At 74.6% G+C, this 16230-nt stretch carries 18 protein-coding genes and 1 pseudogene; 10 read left to right on the plus strand and 9 right to left on the minus strand.

The window, feature by feature from the left end; genetic code table 11:
• The first annotated feature begins 69 nt into the window (after positions 1-69).
• Together rpmB and DQE82_RS01585 are read left to right on the plus strand one after the other, a co-directional pair.
• Positions 70-261, plus strand: coding sequence for a 50S ribosomal protein L28 (gene rpmB / locus DQE82_RS01580; protein WP_011905179.1), 192 nt, complete (start codon positions 70-72; stop codon positions 259-261).
• Between the two features lie 184 nt (positions 262-445).
• The gene (locus tag DQE82_RS01585; protein ID WP_064447022.1) at positions 446-1702 is read left to right on the plus strand and encodes an ATP-grasp domain-containing protein; all 1257 of its coding nucleotides are present in this window, start codon (positions 446-448) and stop codon (positions 1700-1702) included.
• Here DQE82_RS01585 and DQE82_RS01590 read toward each other — a convergent pair.
• Both DQE82_RS01590 and DQE82_RS01595 read right to left on the minus strand, forming a co-directional pair.
• A complete protein-coding gene (locus DQE82_RS01590; protein ID WP_064447021.1) occupies positions 1699-2166 on the minus strand; it encodes a GNAT family N-acetyltransferase in 468 nt (155 codons plus the stop codon). The two genes, DQE82_RS01585 and DQE82_RS01590, sit on opposite strands and share 4 nt — an antisense overlap.
• Positions 2167-2228: 62 nt before the next feature.
• Positions 2229-3179: a thiamine-phosphate kinase gene (locus DQE82_RS01595; protein ID WP_064447020.1), complete on the minus strand. Its 951-nt coding sequence runs from the start codon at positions 3177-3179 to the stop codon at positions 2229-2231.
• Positions 3180-3342: 163 nt separating this feature from the next.
• Between DQE82_RS01595 and DQE82_RS01600 the strand changes: the two genes are divergently transcribed.
• Complete coding sequence (locus DQE82_RS01600) at positions 3343-3576, plus strand: Lrp/AsnC ligand binding domain-containing protein (RefSeq protein WP_013284547.1); 234 nt, start codon at positions 3343-3345, stop codon at positions 3574-3576.
• Positions 3577-4161 (plus strand): DUF3515 family protein, encoded by a 585-nt coding sequence (locus DQE82_RS01605; RefSeq protein WP_043325952.1) that lies wholly within the window; start codon positions 3577-3579, stop codon positions 4159-4161. It begins immediately after the preceding gene.
• 16 nt (positions 4162-4177) lie between these two features.
• On the opposite strand, the gene DQE82_RS01610 is transcribed toward DQE82_RS01605, so the two are convergent.
• Entirely contained in the window at positions 4178-5281 is a 1104-nt protein-coding gene (locus DQE82_RS01610) for a D-alanine--D-alanine ligase family protein (RefSeq protein ID WP_043325953.1), read from the minus strand.
• Positions 5282-5453: 172 nt separating this feature from the next.
• Positions 5454-5678: a hypothetical protein gene (locus DQE82_RS01615; protein ID WP_043325954.1), complete on the minus strand. Its 225-nt coding sequence runs from the start codon at positions 5676-5678 to the stop codon at positions 5454-5456.
• A 278-nt stretch (positions 5679-5956) separates the two neighbouring features.
• Between DQE82_RS01615 and DQE82_RS01620 the strand changes: the two genes are divergently transcribed.
• Together DQE82_RS01620 and DQE82_RS01625 are read left to right on the plus strand one after the other, a co-directional pair.
• Positions 5957-6802 (plus strand): helix-turn-helix transcriptional regulator, encoded by an 846-nt coding sequence (locus DQE82_RS01620; protein WP_043325956.1) that lies wholly within the window; start codon positions 5957-5959, stop codon positions 6800-6802.
• 5 nt (positions 6803-6807) lie between these two features.
• Entirely contained in the window at positions 6808-7008 is a 201-nt protein-coding gene (locus DQE82_RS01625; RefSeq protein ID WP_064447251.1) for a DUF397 domain-containing protein, read from the plus strand.
• 10 nt (positions 7009-7018) lie between these two features.
• Here the strand turns inward: DQE82_RS01625 and DQE82_RS01630 are convergent, their stop codons facing one another.
• From DQE82_RS01630 to DQE82_RS01650, 5 genes are all read right to left on the minus strand, one after another.
• Positions 7019-8083, minus strand: a complete 1065-nt coding sequence (locus tag DQE82_RS01630; RefSeq protein ID WP_064447250.1) for an ROK family protein — start codon at positions 8081-8083, stop codon at positions 7019-7021.
• Positions 8084-8193: 110 nt separating this feature from the next.
• Complete coding sequence (locus DQE82_RS01635) at positions 8194-8985, minus strand: putative protein N(5)-glutamine methyltransferase (RefSeq protein ID WP_113971826.1); 792 nt, start codon at positions 8983-8985, stop codon at positions 8194-8196.
• Between the two features lie 172 nt (positions 8986-9157).
• Positions 9158-10276 (minus strand): cystathionine gamma-lyase, encoded by a 1119-nt coding sequence (locus tag DQE82_RS01640; protein WP_043325958.1) that lies wholly within the window; start codon positions 10274-10276, stop codon positions 9158-9160.
• Positions 10277-10287: 11 nt separating this feature from the next.
• Positions 10288-11295 carry an NAD(P)H-dependent glycerol-3-phosphate dehydrogenase gene (locus tag DQE82_RS01645; RefSeq protein WP_030500847.1) on the minus strand — a complete coding sequence of 336 codons (1008 nt, stop codon included), beginning with the start codon at positions 11293-11295 and terminating at the stop codon, positions 10288-10290.
• Positions 11292-12017, minus strand: a complete 726-nt coding sequence (locus DQE82_RS01650) for a 1-acyl-sn-glycerol-3-phosphate acyltransferase (RefSeq protein ID WP_043325959.1) — start codon at positions 12015-12017, stop codon at positions 11292-11294. Before DQE82_RS01650 ends, DQE82_RS01645 begins: the two co-directional genes overlap by 4 nt.
• Before the next feature lie 95 nt (positions 12018-12112).
• On the opposite strand from DQE82_RS01650, the pseudogene cofC reads away from it, so the two are divergent.
• The 4 genes and pseudogenes from cofC to DQE82_RS01665 all read left to right on the plus strand — a co-directional run.
• Positions 12113-12733 (plus strand): annotated as a pseudogene (gene cofC, locus DQE82_RS30955) (2-phospho-L-lactate guanylyltransferase); the annotation flags it as partial.
• A 21-nt stretch (positions 12734-12754) separates the two neighbouring features.
• Entirely contained in the window at positions 12755-12952 is a 198-nt protein-coding gene (locus tag DQE82_RS30960; RefSeq protein ID WP_043330566.1) for a cold-shock protein, read from the plus strand.
• A gap of 54 nt (positions 12953-13006) precedes the next feature.
• Positions 13007-15304, plus strand: coding sequence for a polyphosphate kinase (locus DQE82_RS01660; protein ID WP_369799305.1), 2298 nt, complete (start codon positions 13007-13009; stop codon positions 15302-15304).
• Between the two features lie 7 nt (positions 15305-15311).
• The gene (locus DQE82_RS01665) at positions 15312-16229 is read left to right on the plus strand and encodes an NUDIX hydrolase (protein WP_113971827.1); all 918 of its coding nucleotides are present in this window, start codon (positions 15312-15314) and stop codon (positions 16227-16229) included.
• The last annotated feature ends 1 nt before the right edge of the window (position 16230 follow it).

A 16230-nucleotide genomic window follows, 5' to 3' on the forward strand; every position in this document is an offset into this window, starting at 1 on the left:
AACCTGACCAGGTTGCCCGGGCAGCGCCTGGCGGCGACCTCATGAACGTTTCAATCCCAGGAGTATCCCGTGGCTAGCGTGTGCGACGTCTGTGGCAAGGGGCCGGGCTTCGGCCACAACGTGTCCCACTCGCACCGGCGGACCAACCGCCGCTGGAACCCGAACATCCAGTCGGTGCGCACCCCGGCCGGTGGCGGCAACACCAAGAAGTTGAAGGTCTGCACCTCGTGCATCAAGGCCGGCAAGGTCACCCGCGCCTGACGCGGTAGCGCCACCGAACATCGTCGGTCGCCGGCGGATCCCTCGGGATCCGCCGGCTTCTGTCGTATCCACCGACCCGCGCCGCACACCTGACCGACCGTACGGCGACCGGCTGGTACGGGCCGGTTAGGGTGCTGCTGCGCCGGCCGTCCGGTTCCGGCGCGAGCCGTGGGGAGGGTGACCGGTGGACCTCGATCTGGGTCGCGAGCAACTGGTGGTGGTGGGCGCGTCGTTCGGCTCACTGAGCTGGTTCGACCAGCAACTGCCGGCCGGCACCGTGGTACTGGTCGAGGAGCCGGACGTGATCGCCCGCCGCGACCTGGCCCGGTTCGCCGAGCGGCTGCCGATGATCGGGCGACTGGTCGAGGCCGAGTACCAGACCGGCTTCGACGCCGACGCCCTGCTCGCCCGCGAGCCCGCCCTGGCCGACGCCCGGCTGGTCCTGCCCGGCCTGGAGTACGCGGTCGGCGCCGCCGCCCGGCTCGCCGAACGGCTCGGGTTGCCCGGCGCCGGGGCGGAGGCCGCTGACATCTTCTCCGACAAGCACCGGATGCGGCTGCTCGCCGACCGGATCGGACTGGCCAACCCCGTCTACGAGCTGGTCGACGACCCGGCGCGGGCGGTGGAGTTCGCGCGGGCGCACGGCGGCCGGTGCGTGCTCAAGCCCACCCGCCGTTCCGGCAGCCTGGGCGTGCAGCTGATCACCGACCCGGCCGAGGTGCCCGCCCGCTGGGCGGCGAGCGCCGCGCCGCCGGACCCGGCCGAGGCCACCGAGCGCGGCCTGCCCACCGGCGTGCTGGTGGAGGAGCTGCTGGTCGGCTCCGAGCACAGCGTCGAGCTGCTGGTCGCCGACGGCGAGGTGATCTTCGCTAACGTCACCGACAAGCGGATCGCCGGTGGCCGGTACCCGGTCGAGACCGGCCACACCGTGCCGTCCGCGCTGCCCGCCACCGAGCACGACGCGCTGCGCGCCGCCGCGGTACGCCTCGCCGAGGCGGCCGGCTTCCGCAGCGGCATGCTGCACAGCGAGTGGATCCTCGTCGACGGCGTGCCGACGCTGGTGGAGTGCGCGGCCCGGATGCCCGGCGACATGATCACCGCGCTGATCTCGATCGCCTACGAGCGCGACGTCATCGAGGCGTACCTGCGGGTGCTGCGCGGCGAACGGCCGGCGTTGCCGGCGCGGCCGACCGGCGCGGCGGCCATCGAGTTCCTGATCGCGCCGCCCGGACAGGTCACCGCCGTCGACGGCAAGCGCGACGCGCTGCGCGTGCCGGGCGTGCTCGACGTGCAGGTCGAGACGAAGGTCGGTCAGACCGTGCCGGAACTGCTCTCCTCGGCGCACCGCAGCGGGCACCTGATGGCCTGGGGCGCGACCCCGGACGAGGCGGCCAGTGCCGCACGCCGCGCCGCGGACGAGATCCGCATCACCGTCGGCTAGAGCGTGCGGCCGTAGGACAGGCAGCCCGGGGCGTCCTTGTAGTAGCCGAAGTTCGGGATCCGCTCGTAGCCGGACGAGGTGTACATGGCGATCGCCTCGGGCTGTTTGTCGCCGCACTCCAGCACGATCCGTTTGCGGCCGTGGTCACGGGCGGAGCGCTCGACCGCGCCGAGCACCGCACGGGCCACGCCCCGGCCCCGGGCCGCCGGGTCGGTGTACATCCGCTTCAACTCGGCCGTGTCGCCGTCCGCGCCGTGGCTGCGCCAGCCGCCGCAGCCCACCGGACGCCCGTCGAGGTAGGCGACGAGGAACGCGCCGTCCGGCGGGGTGAACTCGGCCGCGTCGACAGGGGTGTCGTCGCCGCTGCCGCCGTAACGGGCGCCGAGGTCGGCCAGCGCCGCCCGGATCAGCGCCTGCGACTCGGGCGCGTCGAAGCGCCGCTCCCGGATCTCGATCTCGCTCACCGTGCCAGGTTACGACCGCCTCCGACCCCCGCCCGGCCGGGCGGCCGGGGGTCGGACGCAGATCACTCCGCCGTTCGGCGGAAGTGGTCCCAGCCGCGCGGGCCGTCGTACCCGGCGCCGTCGACGGTGACGCCGGCGCCGGCCGCCACCCGCCCGACCGGCCGCCAGCCGTCGGGCAGCGCGGCGTCGGGCGGGAACGTCGCCGCCAGGGCGTGGTCGTCGCCGCCGGCCAGGATCCAGGTGTACGGGTCGACGCCGAGCGCCGCCGCCGCGTCGCGCATCTGCCGGGGCACCTCGAACGCCTCCCGGCGCAGGTCGACGGCCACGCCGCTGGCGGCGGCCACGTGCCCGAGGTCGGCCAGCAGGCCGTCCGACACGTCGATCATGGCGGTGGCGCCCGCCGCGGCGGCGGCCGGTCCGGCCGCGTACGGCACCTCCGGGCGGCGGAACGCCTCGACCAGCAGCCGGGGCGTGCGGAAGCCCCGGGACAGCACGGTGTAGCCCGCCGCCGCCCAGCCGGTGCGCCCGGCCAGCGCCACCACGTCGCCGGGCCCGGCGCCGGAGCGGACCACCGGTGGTCGCCCGGCCAGGTCGCCGAGCGCGGTCACCGCGATGGTGAGCGTCGGGCTGGCCGACATGTCCCCGCCGACCACGCTCGCGCCGACGAGCGCCGCCTCCGCGCCCAGCCCGTCGGCCAGCTCCTCGGCCCAGGCCGGGTCCAGCTCGGCCGGCATGCAGAGCGCGACGAGCAGCGCGGTCGGGGTGGCGCCCATGGCCGCGATGTCGGCGAGGTTGGCCGCCGCCGCGCGGTGTCCCACGTCCCGCGCCGCCGACCAGTCGCGCCGGAAGTGCCGTCCCTCCACCAGCACGTCGGTCGATGCGACCACCCGCCGGTCCGGCGCCGCCACCACCGCGCCGTCGTCGCCCGGGCCGAGCAGGCAGCTCTGTCCCTGTGCCAGCCGGGCGGTCACCCGGTCGATCAGCCCGAACTCGCCGACATCCGTGACCGTCATGCCGTCCCCTCGATCCGCTGCGTCGTTGCGCACGTTCCACCCCTGTCCGCGCCGGCGTGTGCTCGCTCACCGCGTACGACCGGCAACCGATAGGGATCACTGCCGCTCAGTACGGTAGTTTCACCCTTCGGGTCGCCCGGAGGCGACGGACGGAGGTCGAGTCGTGGTACAGGCGTACATCCTCATCCAGACCGAGGTCGGCCGGGCGCGTGACGTGGCCGGTCTGATCGCGGACCTGGCCGGCGTGGTACGGGTCGACGCCGTCACCGGGCCGTACGACGTGGTGGTGCTCACCGAGGCGAACACCGTCGACGAGCTCGGCAAACTCATTGTCAGCAAGGTGCAGATGGTGCCCGGCATCACCCGCACCCTCACGTGTTCGGTGGTGCGGCTGTAAGTGGACGAGAAGACTTCCCCGCGCCCGGACCGCTCCACCCGCCGCGCCGCGCTCTGGGCGACTCTGGTCGCCGTGCCGGTGACGGTGGCGGTGGCCGGGTTCACGTTCGCCAAGCTGGCCCCGGAGTCGCCGGACGCCGGGCCGAGCGCGTCGGCGAGCCCCCGGGCACAGTCGAGCGCGCCGGTCGAGATGGCCGCCCCGGCGCTGGCCGAGCGCCCGACCGTACTCTGCCGTGCCCTGATGTCGCAGCTTCCGGACAGCGTGCGTGACCTGCCGCAGCGTCCGGTCACCGCGGGCCCGGAGCAGAACGCCGCGTACGGCGACCCGGCGCTGACGGTGGCCTGCGGCGGCAGCCCGGCGCAGTTCCCGCCCACCGACGAGGTGTGGACGGTGAACAAGGTCTGCTGGCACGCGGCCGAGGAGGCCGACGCCACGGTGCTGACCACCGTCGACCGGGAGACGCCGATCCGGGTGCGGGTGCCGAAGTCGTACGAGCCGCCGCTGCAGTGGGTGACGACGATCTCCGACACCATCGTCAGCTCCGTGCCCTCGGCGAAGCAGGCCCCCTCGGGCTGCTCCGCCTGACGCCCGGCCGGCCGGTTCAGCGGCCGGCGCGGCGGTGCAGGGCGGTACGGATCAGCCGATTGACCAGCTTCGGGTACTCCAGCCCGCTGGCCGACCACATCCGCGGGAACATCGACGTCGGGGTGAAGCCCGGCATCGTGTTGATCTCGTTGAGGTAGACGTCCATCTGCGGGGTCACGAAGAAGTCGACCCGGGCCAGGCCGGAGCAGTCGAGCGCGGTGAAGGCCCGGGTGGCGTAGTCGCGCACCTGCCGCGCGACCGGCTCGGGCAGGTCGGCCGGTACGTCGTACTCGCAGACCTCGTCGGCGAAGATGTACTTGGCCTCGAAGTCGTACCAGTCGCGGTCGCCGATCATCCGCACCTCGGCGAGCACCGAGGCCTCCGGCGCGCCGCCGGCCTCGCCCTCCAGCACACCGCACTCGATCTCGCGGCCGACCACGGCGCCTTCGACGAGCACCTTGCTGTCGATCTCCCGGGCGGTGACGAGCGCGGCGTCCAGGTCCGCCCAGTCGTCGACCTTGGTGATGCCGAACGAGGAGCCGGCCCGGGACGGCTTGACGAAGACGGGCAGCCCGAGGCGCTCCTTGTCCTCCTCGCTCAGCGACATCCCGGCGCGCAGCACCGCGTACGGGCCGACCGGGATGCCCTCGGCGGCGCAGAGCTTCTTGGTGAACTCCTTGTCCATGGCCGCGGCGGAGGCGAACACGTTCGCGCCGACGTAGGGGATGTCGGCCATCTCCAGCATTCCCTGGATCGTGCCGTCCTCGCCGTACGCGCCGTGCAGCACCGGGAAGACCACGTCCACGTCGGCGAGCGCGACCGGCCCCTGGGCCGGGTCGAGCACCATCAGGCCGCCCGCGGCCGGGTCGGCGCGCAGCACCAGCTCGGCGCCGGACCCGGCGGTGATCTCCGGGAGCTTCCGGTCGGTGATGGCGAGCCGGCTCGGTTCGCCGTCGGCGAGCACCCACTGGCCCTGCCGGGTGATGCCGACCGGCACCACCTCGAACTCGTCCGGGTCGAGCGCGGCCAGCACGCTGCCGGCGCTGACGCAGGAGATGCCGTGCTCGGGGCTGCGGCCACCGAAGACGATCGCCACACGGGTCTTGCCTGGGGTGGTCATGGTCACCTCATCGTCGCGACTGCGGCTGGCCGTGCTCGCCGGTGGCGCTCACCCGATTGACCTTACTGTGCGTTGTCGGCGGGGGTGGTCGATACCCGGGGAGACGCGGAGCCGCGTGGCAAACGGTCAAGGTGACATATACAGGGAGTAACCATACGAGGGTGGCTCCGACTCAGAAGGCCGGGTGCCGGGGCCGGCGGCCGACCGCGATCACCTTGACGCGCTGCCGGCCGGCCCGCACCATGCCCAGCGCCATGAACGCGCCGGCGATCCGGTCGGCCGCCTCCCGGCTGTTCGCGCCGACGACCTGCCGTCGGCGTTCGGGGCTGGTCCGCTCGTCGCGCCCGGCGCCGTCCGGGGGTCGCACGTCGGTGAGGACCACGAGGAACCGGGTCATTCCCGGCCACCTCCGCTCCGCAGGCGGCAGGCCGTCACCGTCATCGCGGAACCCCTCCCCATCTCGTGGACCGGCAGGGGCACGCGGCGGCCGGATCGTGGGGGAGTAGAAATCCGACCACCGCGCGCCCCATCCCCTCCGGTCGCTCACCGCCACCGTCGCCACGACAACCGGCGGTGAGGACGCCGTCACAGGTTGACAGGTTCACGGGCGTGAATGCAACTCTCATCGACTTTCTCTCACGCACATTTTCCCACCAGATGTGCGACCATCGATGCATGGCGCCGAAGACCGCCCGGGCCCGACGGCTCGGCATCGCACTGCGGACCCACCGGGAGGCCGCCGGCCTCACCCTGGAGTCCGCGGCCGACGAGATCAACAGCACCCGGAGCACGCTGTCCCGCTACGAGAACGCGCAGACGCTGATCAGTCCCGCCACCGTGCGCGCGTTGCTGACCAGCTACGGCGTGGGCCCGGACGAGATCGCCGCGGCCGTGGAGCTCGCGAAGGACGCCCGCAAGCCCGGCTGGTGGGTGTCCTACTCGTACCTGCTGGACCGCCGCACCATCGACTTCATCGCGCTGGAGGCCGAGGCCACCGGCATCGCGAACTTCGAGCCGTCGGTGGTGCCCGGTCTGCTGCAGACCGCCGACTACATCCGCGGCGTGATGCGCGGCGGCCCGCACACCCTCAGCGACGAGCAGGTCGAGCAGCGGGTGCAGCTACGGCTGGACCGCCAGCAGCGGCTCTCCGGGGACGAGCCGCCGATCCTCGACGCCATCATCGACGAGGGCGCGCTGCTGCGCCCGGTCGGTGGGCCCTCGGTCATGTCCGCCCAGCTCCAGCACCTGGTGAAGATGGCCGAACTGCCGAACATCACGGTGCAGGTGATCCCCCTGGCCGCCGGTTACCACCGCGGCACCCGGGGCTCGCTGCACATGCTGGAGTTCGCCGACCCGGAGGACCCGATCATCGCCTCGGTGGAGACCGTCGCCGGGCAGATGATCCTCGACCGGCCGGGCGACCTGCGTACCTGCACCAAGATCATGGAGCACCTGCGGACCGTGGCGCTGAGCCCGGCGGCCAGTCGGGACCAGCTGCTCCGCCTGCTGAACGAGAGGTGACCCAGATGAACGGCACGAACCGTCCGCACCCGACACCGGCCGGCTGGCGCAAGAGCAGTCACAGCGGCGACGAGGGCGCATGCGTGGAGATGGCGCCGCTGCCCGGCTCGGTGGCGGTCCGCGACTCCAAGGACCCGGCCGGCCCGGTGCTGGTGTTCCGGCCGCACGCCTGGGCCGCGTTCACCGCGGCGCCGCCGCGCCCCTGACCGCGGCTCCTCAGGCGGACGCGCCGCCCGGCCGCAGCGGCGCGGCCACGGCGGCGGCGCGCACCGCCTCCAGCGCGGCGATGGCCACCCCGCGCGCCCCGGCCATGTCCCGGTCCGGCACCAGGGCGAAGGTGGCCACCGCCCGCTGCTCCGCACGGAGCACCGTGTGCTCGGCGACAGCGGCGAGGAACCAGTCCCGGAACTCCGGCGCCGCCTCCACCACGCCCCCGCCGACGAAGTACGCGTGCGGGTCGGTGAAGTTGGCCGCGATGGTGAACAGCCGCCCCAGCGCCCGCGCCTGCTGGCCGAAAACCTGGCGGGCCAGCGGGTCGCCCCGCTCGCCGTAGCCGCGCAGCAGCTTCGCGGCCCGGTCCGGCTCCTCCGCGGCCAGCGGATGCTCCGGATGCCGGGCCAGCCAGTACGGCAGCAGGTTGCGCCGGATCGCGGTCAGCGAGGCGACGCTCTCCGCGTCACCGGTGAAGCCGCACGCGCAGACCGGCGCCGTCTGGTCCGGCTCGACCAGGCCGTCCAGCGGGATGTGCACGTGCCCGAACTCGCCGGCCATGCCGGCCGCGCCGCCGACCACCCGCCCGGACTCCACCACACCCCCGCCGAGCCCGGTGCCGACGATCGCGGCCACCGAGGACCGGGCCATCGCGTCCGCGCCGAAGTGCACATGGTGGGCGTAGAGCGCGGCGGCGTTGCCGTCGTTGGCGTACACCACCGGCAGGCCGAGGCGCCGCTCCAGCGCGGTACGCACGTCGAAGCCGCGCCAGGCCGGCTGGGAGAAGTTGGTGGAGCCCCGCGAGGAGATGACCCCGGTGGCGCTGGCCGGGCCGGGCGTGTCCAGCCCGACCGCGCGTACCAGGTCGCGGGGCACGCCGGTGTGGGCGAGCACGCCGTCGAACGCCCGCGCCAGCGCCTCCACCGCCGCCTCCGGCCCGGCGCCCACGTCACTCGGGATCTCCAGCAGCCCGTCCACCAGGAACCGGCCGTCGACGGTCAGCACAGTGGCGTTGTCGCTCGTGCCCCCGTTGTCGAGCCCCACCACCACCGGCACACCTGCGCTGCCCACCGCCACCGCCTCCCGCCGCGCCTGACCCGAGGCTAGTTCCCGTCCGGCCCACCCGCCACGCCCCCGGCGGGACTCCCCCGCCGCGATCAGCCGGGGCTCCCCCGCCGCGGTCAGCCGGGACGGCGGGCGGTCACCGCTGTCGCCTCGCGTTCCTCGTCGCGGACCACCGCCGGCGCCAGCCCGGCGGCGGTGAACACGGCGCACAACTCCGGGGCCTGCGCGACGCTCACCTCGACCACCACATGCCCGCCCGGGGCGAGCCACTCGGCCGCGCCGGAGGCGACCCGGCGCAGCACGGCCAGGCCGTCCGTGCCGCCGTCCAGCGCCACCGGCGCCTCGTACAGGCGCGCCTCGGCCGGCAGCGAGGTCACCGCGGCGGTCGGCACGTACGGCGCGTTCGCCACCACCAGGTCCAGCGTCCCGCGCCGGCCGGCCGGCAGCGCGTCGAACAGGTCGCCCTCGTAGACCGGGACGCCCAGTGGTTCGAGGTTGCGCCGGGCGCAGGCCACCGCCACCGGGTCGATGTCGGCGGCGGCCAGCCAGCGCGGCGTCAGCCGCTCGTGCAGCACCACGGCGGCGGCGCCGGAGCCGCAGCACAGGTCGAGCACCGCGGGGGCCGGCCCGGCCAGCGCCGTCGCGGCGTCGACGAGCAGGGCGGTCCGGCCGCGCGGCACGAACACACCCGGGTGGACGGCGATCCGCCGACCGCAGAACTCGGCCCAGCCGAGCAGATGTTCCAGCGGCAGGCCGGCGACGCGACGGTCGACCAGCCGGGTCAACGTCTGCGCCGAGTCGGCGGCGGCGATCAGCAGGTCCGCCTCGTCCTCGGCGAAGACGCAACCGGCGGCGCGCAGCCGGCGGACGAGGGCCGGACGATCGGGAGTGAACACGGTGGATGCCATGGCAGGCCTTTCGGGAAGCGCTCGTCGGCGCTCCCGGCGTCGCCTCAGCTCCTGGGCGACGCGGACTCGGAGGGAACGCCGGTCCTCTGCTGGGGGATCGGACTCACCTCCTCGGGTCGGGGCCGCACGGGCCGTGGCTGCCCGTCACGATAGCCCAGCGGGCGTCGCGCCGTCAGCCCGCCGCGTCCAGCGCGGCCGCCACGTCGGCGAGCAGATCGGCGGTGTCCTCGATGCCGCAGGAGAACCGCACGAAGCCGGGCGGCGTGGCGTCGCCCCACTGGGCGCGCCGGTCGGCGGTGCTGTGCAGCCCGCCGAACGAGGTGGCGGCGGCCACCAGCCGGGAGGCGCCGAGGAACCGGGCCACCCGGCCCTCGTCGCCCAGGTCGAACGAGACCACGCCCGGCACGCGCCGCATCTGTGCCGACGCGACCGGGTACGCCGGGTCGTCCGGCCGTCCGGGCCAGCGCACCCCGGTCACGTCCGGCCGGGCCGCGAGCAGGTCGGCCAGCGCCCGCGCGTTGGCGGTCTGCCGGGCCAGCCGCAGGTCGAGCGTGGCCAGCGAGCGGTGGGCCAGCCAGCAGTCGAACGCGCCGGGCACCCCACCGGTGGCGTTGCGCCAGGTGGTCGCCGCGTCCCGCAGCCCGGCGTCGCGGGTGGCCAGATAGCCCAGCAGCAGATCCGAGTGGCCGGTCAGCGCCTTGGTGCCGGAGGCGACCACCACATCCGCGCCGAGGTCCAGCGGGCGCTGCCCGAGCGGCGTCGCGGTGGTGTTGTCCACCGCCACCAGCGCCCCGGCGGCGTGCGCGGCGGCGGCCACCGCCCGCACGTCGACGACGTCCAGGCCGGGGTTCGCCGGGGTCTCCAGCAGCACCAGCCGCACGCCGTCGAACGACGGGTACGGCCCGGCGGTCGGCACCAGCGTCACCCGTACGCCGAGCTGCTCCAGCGTGCCCGAGGCGAACGAGCGCACCGAGTAGTAGCCGTCGGCGGGCAGCAGCACGGTGTCGCCGGGTCGCAGCACCGTCAGCAGCAGCCCGGTGATGGCGGCTTGGCCGCTGGCGAAGACGCGGCAGTCGGCGCCCTCCAGCTCGCCGATCGCCGTCTCCAGCAGTCGCCGGGTCGGGTTGTCGGGCCGCCCGTACCCGTCCGCCGCCGCCGACGGGCCGCGCTCCGGGTCGAGGTGGTACGGCGCGGCGAAGACCGGGCCGGGCAGGAACGGCTGCCCGGGTACCGCCTCCGGCAGTCCGGCGTGGACGCTGCGCGTGCCGTCGCCCCAGTTCTCGCCACTCATCCCGGCTCCGCTCACTCGTACGACTCCGGCTTGGCGGTACGGCTCATCAGCGCGTCCACCGCGAGGCGCGGGTCCATCCCCTCGTGGCAGATCCGCTCGATCTGCTCGGTGATCGGCATCTCGACCCCGTGCGCGCGGGCCAGGTCGCGGATGGCCAGGCAGCTCTTGACGCCCTCGGCGGTCTGCCGGGTGGCCGCCTGGGCCTGCTCCAGCGACTCCCCCCGGCCGAGGTGCTCGCCGAAGGTGCGGTTACGGGCCATCGGGGACGAGCAGGAGGCGACCAGGTCGCCCATGCCGGCCAGCCCGGCGAACGTGATCGGGTCGGCGCCGAGCGCCACGCCCAGCCGGGCGGTCTCGGCCAGCCCCCGGGTCATCAGCATGGCCCGGGTGTTGTCGCCGAAGCCCATCGCGGTGGCGATGCCGTACGCCAGCGCGATCACGTTCTTCACCGCGCCGCCCAGCTCGCAGCCGATCACGTCGTCGTTCGTGTACGGGCGGAAGTACGGGGTCCGGATGGACGCCTGCACCAGCGCGGTACGCCGGCTGTCGGTGCCGGCGACCACCGTCGCGGCCGGCTGCTCGGCGGCGATCTCCGGGGCCAGGTTGGGCCCGGAGACGACCACCACCCGGTCGGCGGGCACCCCGGCGGTCTCCATGATCACCTGGCTCATCCGCTTGGTGGTGCCCAGCTCGATGCCCTTCATCAGCGACACGAGCGTGGCGTCCGGCGCCACGTACGGCGTCCAGTCGGCGAGGTTGCCGCGCAGCGTCTGCGACGGCACCGAGAGCACCACCACCTCGGCGCCCTCGATCGCCTCGGCGGCGTCGCCGGTGGCGGTCACCCGCTCCGGCAGGCGCACGCCCGGCAGGTACTCCGGGTTCTCCCGGCCGGTCCGGATCGCCTCGGCCACGGCGGCGCGGCGGGCCAGCACTGTGACGTCCCGCCCGGCGTCGGCGAGGATCTTGGCGAACGCGGTCCCCCAGGACCCGGCGCCCAGCACCGCCACGTGCCCGCTCATTCGCCGGCCTCCCGGATGCCGGTGCGGGCGGGCCGCTGCCAGAGCGGCGGTGGTGTGCCGCCACGGATCTCCGCGACCAGATCCCGGATGCGCAGCATGATGGTGTCCGTCATCTCCTCCAGGATCGGCCGGGTCGGCGTGGCGCCGGCCCAGGGGCTCAGGTCCACCGGCGGGCCGGCGACCACCGTCACCGGGGTACGCGGGCGCAGCCCGAACCGCGCCGTACGCGGGTCGAACATCCGCTCCGGGCCGACCATGGCGATCGGGACCACCGGGGCGCCGGTCGCGAGCGCCAGCCGGGCCGCGCCGGTCTTGCCCTTCATCGGCCACAGGTCCGGCTCCCGGGTGGTGGTGCCCTCCGGGTAGATCACCACGGCGCCCCCCTCGGCCAGCGCGGCGACCAGCTTGTCCAGCGACTTGACCGCCTCGACGGTGCCCCGTTCGACAGGGATCTGCTGGCAGCGGTGCAGGATCGCGCCGACCACCGGCACCCGGAACACGCTGGCCTTGCCGAGGAAACGCGGCCAGCGCCCGGCGTCGTAGATGTAGTGGGCGACCACGAGCGGGTCGGCGTGCGAGATGTGGTTCGGCACGAGGATCACGCCGCCGTCGCCGCGCAGGTGCTCCATGCCCCGCCAGGTGCGCCGGGTCCAGACCGTCATCAGCGGCTTCACCAGCACCACGGCGAGCCGTCGCCAGAACCCCAGCCTCCGCCGTGCCACAGTGCCTCCTCGATCCGCCCACGCGCCCCGGCACAGAATCATGCCTGTTCGCCCCCGCTGCGGCCAGTGCGGGTACCGGCGCTCCCGCTGGCAGGATGGTCGGCGTGTCTGAGGCCCGCTGGACCGTGGTGATGCCGGTGAAGCGCCTGGGAGCGGCGAAGAGCCGGCTGCGGGGCGCGCTGCCCGGCGTACCCCATGAGGAGCTGGCGCTGGCCCTGGCGGCCGACACGCTGCGCGCGGCGCGGGCGTGCCCGGCGGTCGCCGGGGTGCTCGTGGTGACCGACGACGCGCGGGTGCGCGCGGCGGCGGACGCGGCGGGCGCCCGGGTCGCCGCCGATCCGGGCGCCGGGCTGAACGCGGCGTTCCGGCACGGCGCGGCCGTCGCCGGGCCGCGCGCCGCCGTGGCCGGCCTGACCGCCGACCTGCCCGCGCTGCGACCGGCCGAGCTGGCCGCCGCGCTGCGTGCCACCCAGGGGGTACGCGGGTACGTCGCGGACGCACCCGGCGGTGGCACCGTGCTGCTGGCCGCGCCGGCCGGGGTGCCGCTGGCGCCGCGGTTCGGGCCCGGCTCGGCCGCCGCCCACGCGGCGAGCGGGGCGCTGCCGCTGGCCGGTGACTGGCCCAGCCTGCGCCGGGACGTGGACACCCCGGCGGACCTGGCCGCCGCCGCCGGGCTGGGTCTGGGGCCACGCACGGCGGCGCTGCTGGCCGGGGCCGAAGTCCGGTACGGTGCTGGCATGCAGGGCACGGTGGCCACCTACGACGCGTCGACCCGCAGCGGCGTGCTGCTGCTCGACGACGGCACCGAGCTGGCGTTCCCGGCCCGCGCGTTCGACGCCTCCGGGCTGCGGCTGCTCCGATTGGGGCAGCGTGTCCGGATCGAGCGGGACGCCGACGGCGAGGTCGTCCGGGTGACCTTGCCGACCATGGCGTGAACAACCTGGCCGGAGTTCATTTTCCGTTCACCCTTATCGGGGAATCATGAGGTGGTGAGCACCCCTCGCGAGCACCCCGACGGCCCGCCGCCGATCCTCGACCCCGGCCCGCCCCGCAACGGCCGCCCCAGCCGCGGCCCGGACGGGCGGTTCCGCCAGCCCCGGCCCCCGGAGGAGCGCCTCGGCGCCGACCCGGACGCGGCCGGCGCCACCGGGCTGGACGAGCCGCTCGACCCGGTCGAGGGCCCGGACGAGACCGGCCCGGACGCCGGGTCGCCACCGGCGCAGCCGCTGCCGGAGGACCGCTTCCTCAACCGGGAGCTGTCCTGGCTCGACTTCAACGCCCGGGTGCTGGCGCTCGCCGAGGACCCGCGCACCCCGCTGCTGGAACGGGCGAAGTTCCTGGCCATCTTCGCCAGCAACCTGGACGAGTTCTACATGGTCCGGGTGGCCGGGTTGAAGCGCCGCCTCTCCGCCGGCCTGCCGGTGCGCGGCGGCGACCGGCTGCCGCTGCGCACCCAGCTCGAACTCGTCACCGAGAAGGCCGCCGGCCTGGTCGCCCGGCACGCCGCCTGCCTGGTCGACGACGTGCTGCCGAAGCTCGCCGCCGAGGACATCCGCATCCTGCGCTGGAGCGACCTGGACGACGCCGAGCGGGAGCGGCTGCGCACCTGGTTCCGGGAGCACATCTTCCCGGTGCTCACCCCGCTGGCGGTCGACCCGGCGCACCCGTTCCCGTACATCTCCGGCCGGTCGCTGAACCTGGCCGTCTCGGTACGCGACCCGGACGGCGGCTCGGAGCTGTTCGCCCGGGTCAAGGTGCCGAACAACGTGCCCCGGTTCGTCCGGGTCCACCGGGAGCAGCCGGGCGTGCGGTTCCTGCCGGTGGAGGACCTCATCTCGGTGCACCTCGGCCAGCTCTTCTCCGGCATGCAGGTGGTCGAGTGCCACCTGTTCCGGGTGACCCGCAACGCCGAGGTCGAGGTGGACGAGGACCGCGACGAGGACCTGCTCCAGGCGCTGGAACGGGAACTGGCCCGGCGCCGGTTCGGTCCGCCGGTACGCCTGGAGGTGGCCGCGTCCATCTCCGACCACATGCTGGAGCTGCTCGTCCGCGAGCTGGACATGGACGACCACGACGTGCTGCGGGTACGCGGGCTGCTCGACCTGTCCGCGCTGTGGCAGGTCTACGGCGAGGCGGACCGGCCCGACCTGAAGGACCCGTCGTTCGTGCCGGCCACCCATCCGCGCCTGGCCGAGGGCGAGGTGCCGCGCAGCGTCTTCGCCACGCTGCGCGACGGCGACGTGCTGGTGCACCACCCGTACCACTCGTTCGCCACCAGCGTGCAGCGCTTCGTCGAGCAGGCCGCGGCCGACCCGAACGTGCTCGCCATCAAGCAGACGCTCTACCGCACCAGCGGCGACTCCCCGATCGTGGACGCGCTGGTCGACGCGGCCGCCGCCGGCAAGCAGGTGGTGGTGCTGGTGGAGCTGAAGGCGCGCTTCGACGAGGTGGCGAACATCGGCTGGGCGCGCACGCTGGAACGGGCCGGCTGCCACGTGGTGTACGGCCTGGTGGGCCTCAAGACGCACTGCAAGACCGCGCTCGTCGTACGCCAGGAGGGCAACCAGATCCGCCGGTACTGCCACATCGGCACCGGCAACTACCACCCGAAGACGGCAAGGCTCTACGAGGACTTCGGCATGCTCACCGCCGACCCGGAGATCGGCGCCGACCTGACCGACCTGTTCAACGTGCTCACCGGCTACAGCCGGCAGACCGCGTACCGGCGGCTGCTGGTGGCGCCGCAGGGCATCCGCAGCGGCCTGATCGAGCGCATCGACAGGGAGATCGAGCACGTCCGGCTGGGCATGCCGGGGCTGGTGCAGTTCAAGGTGAACTCCCTGGTGGACGAGGAGATCACCGACGCGCTCTACCGGGCGTCGCGGGCCGGCGTGCACGTGGACCTGCTGATCCGGGGCATGTGCACGCTGCGGCCGGGCGTGCCGGGGCTGTCGGAGAACATCCGGGTCCGCTCGATTCTCGGCCGGTTCCTGGAGCACTCCCGGATCTTCCGGTTCGGCAACAACGGCGACGCCGAGTTCTGGATGGGCTCGGCCGACCTGATGCACCGCAACCTGGACCGCCGGGTCGAGGCGCTGGTGCAGGTGAGCGATCCGGTGGCCCGCGCCGAGCTGGACCACGTCCTCACCGCCGCGTTCGACCCCGACGTGGACGCGTTCGAGCTGGCCGCCGACGGCACCTGGCACCGGCGTACCGGCGACGGCGACACGCCGCTGACCCACCTGCAGGACCTGTTGCTGCGCCGGGTCGGCGGCCGGGCGGACTGAGCGGGCCGTGGCGCGTGCCGGGCGGGCATACGGTGAGCGGGTGAGCGACGACGAGCCGGTACGGATCCGGGCCGCGGGCGGCGTGGTGTGGCGCCCGGGCCCGGCCGGCGTCGAGGTCTGCCTCGTGCACCGCCCCCGGTACGGCGACTGGTCGTTGCCGAAGGGCAAGCTGGACCGCGGCGAGCATCCGCTGGTCGCCGCCGTCCGTGAGGTCGCCGAGGAGACCGACGTACGCGCGGTGCCGCAGGTGCGCCTGCCCACCGTCCGCTACCGCAGCGAGGGTCACGCCAAGGCGGTCGACTACTGGTCCATGCGGGCGGCCGGCGCCGGCGGCTTCCAGCCCGGCACCGAGGTCGACGACGTGGCCTGGTTCCCGGTCGACGACGCGGTACGCCGGGTCAGCTACCCGCACGACGCCGAGGTGATCGCCGCGTTCGCGGCGCTGCCGCCGGTCACCGCGACCGTGCTGCTGGTGCGGCACGCCAGCGCCGGCAAGCGCGGCACCTGGACCGGCCCGGACCACGGGCGCCCGCTGGACGACGACGGGCAGGCCCAGGCGCTGGCGCTGGTTCCGCTCGTGGCCCTGGTCCGCCCGGCCCGCCTGTGCTCCGCCTCGGCGCGCCGCTGCGTGCAGACGCTGAGTCCGGCCGCGGCCCGGCTGGACCTGCCGATCGAGGTGTGCGGCGACTTCGACGAGCCGGAGCCGGGCCAGCAGGCCGAGGAGTGCGCGCTCGCCGCCGCGGCCCGCCTGGTCGCGCTGGCGCAGGCCGCCGGGACGGTGGCGGTGTGCAGCCAGGGCAAGGTGATCCCGGGCGCGCTGGAACGGCTCACCGGCCGCGTGGACGAGGACTTCACCACCGCCAAGGGCGGTGGCTGGCTGCTGCCGTTCGCCGGTGACCAACTGGTCCTCCCGGACCGGCTGTGAG

The sequence above is a fragment of the Micromonospora sp. LHW51205 genome, from assembly GCF_003315815.1.
Taxonomy (GTDB): domain Bacteria; phylum Actinomycetota; class Actinomycetes; order Mycobacteriales; family Micromonosporaceae; genus Micromonospora; species Micromonospora chalcea.

What these genes read in the sequence shown, in the direction of transcription:
- DQE82_RS01595 (WP_064447020.1), bottom strand. Translation starts at nt 3,179, where the DNA reads ATGACGGTCACGGATGTCGGCGAGTTCGGGCTGATCGACCGGGTGACC.
- DQE82_RS01610 (WP_043325953.1), bottom strand. Translation starts at nt 5,281, where the DNA reads ATGACCACCCCAGGCAAGACCCGTGTGGCGATCGTCTTCGGTGGCCGC.
- DQE82_RS01615 (WP_043325954.1), bottom strand. Translation starts at nt 5,678, where the DNA reads ATGACCCGGTTCCTCGTGGTCCTCACCGACGTGCGACCCCCGGACGGC.
- DQE82_RS01620 (WP_043325956.1), top strand. Translation starts at nt 5,957, where the DNA reads ATGGCGCCGAAGACCGCCCGGGCCCGACGGCTCGGCATCGCACTGCGG.
- DQE82_RS01625 (WP_064447251.1), top strand. Translation starts at nt 6,808, where the DNA reads ATGAACGGCACGAACCGTCCGCACCCGACACCGGCCGGCTGGCGCAAG.
- DQE82_RS01635 (WP_113971826.1), bottom strand. Translation starts at nt 8,985, where the DNA reads ATGGCATCCACCGTGTTCACTCCCGATCGTCCGGCCCTCGTCCGCCGG.
- DQE82_RS01640 (WP_043325958.1), bottom strand. Translation starts at nt 10,276, where the DNA reads ATGAGTGGCGAGAACTGGGGCGACGGCACGCGCAGCGTCCACGCCGGA.
- DQE82_RS01645 (WP_030500847.1), bottom strand. Translation starts at nt 11,295, where the DNA reads ATGAGCGGGCACGTGGCGGTGCTGGGCGCCGGGTCCTGGGGGACCGCG.
- DQE82_RS30960 (WP_043330566.1), top strand. Translation starts at nt 12,755, where the DNA reads ATGCAGGGCACGGTGGCCACCTACGACGCGTCGACCCGCAGCGGCGTG.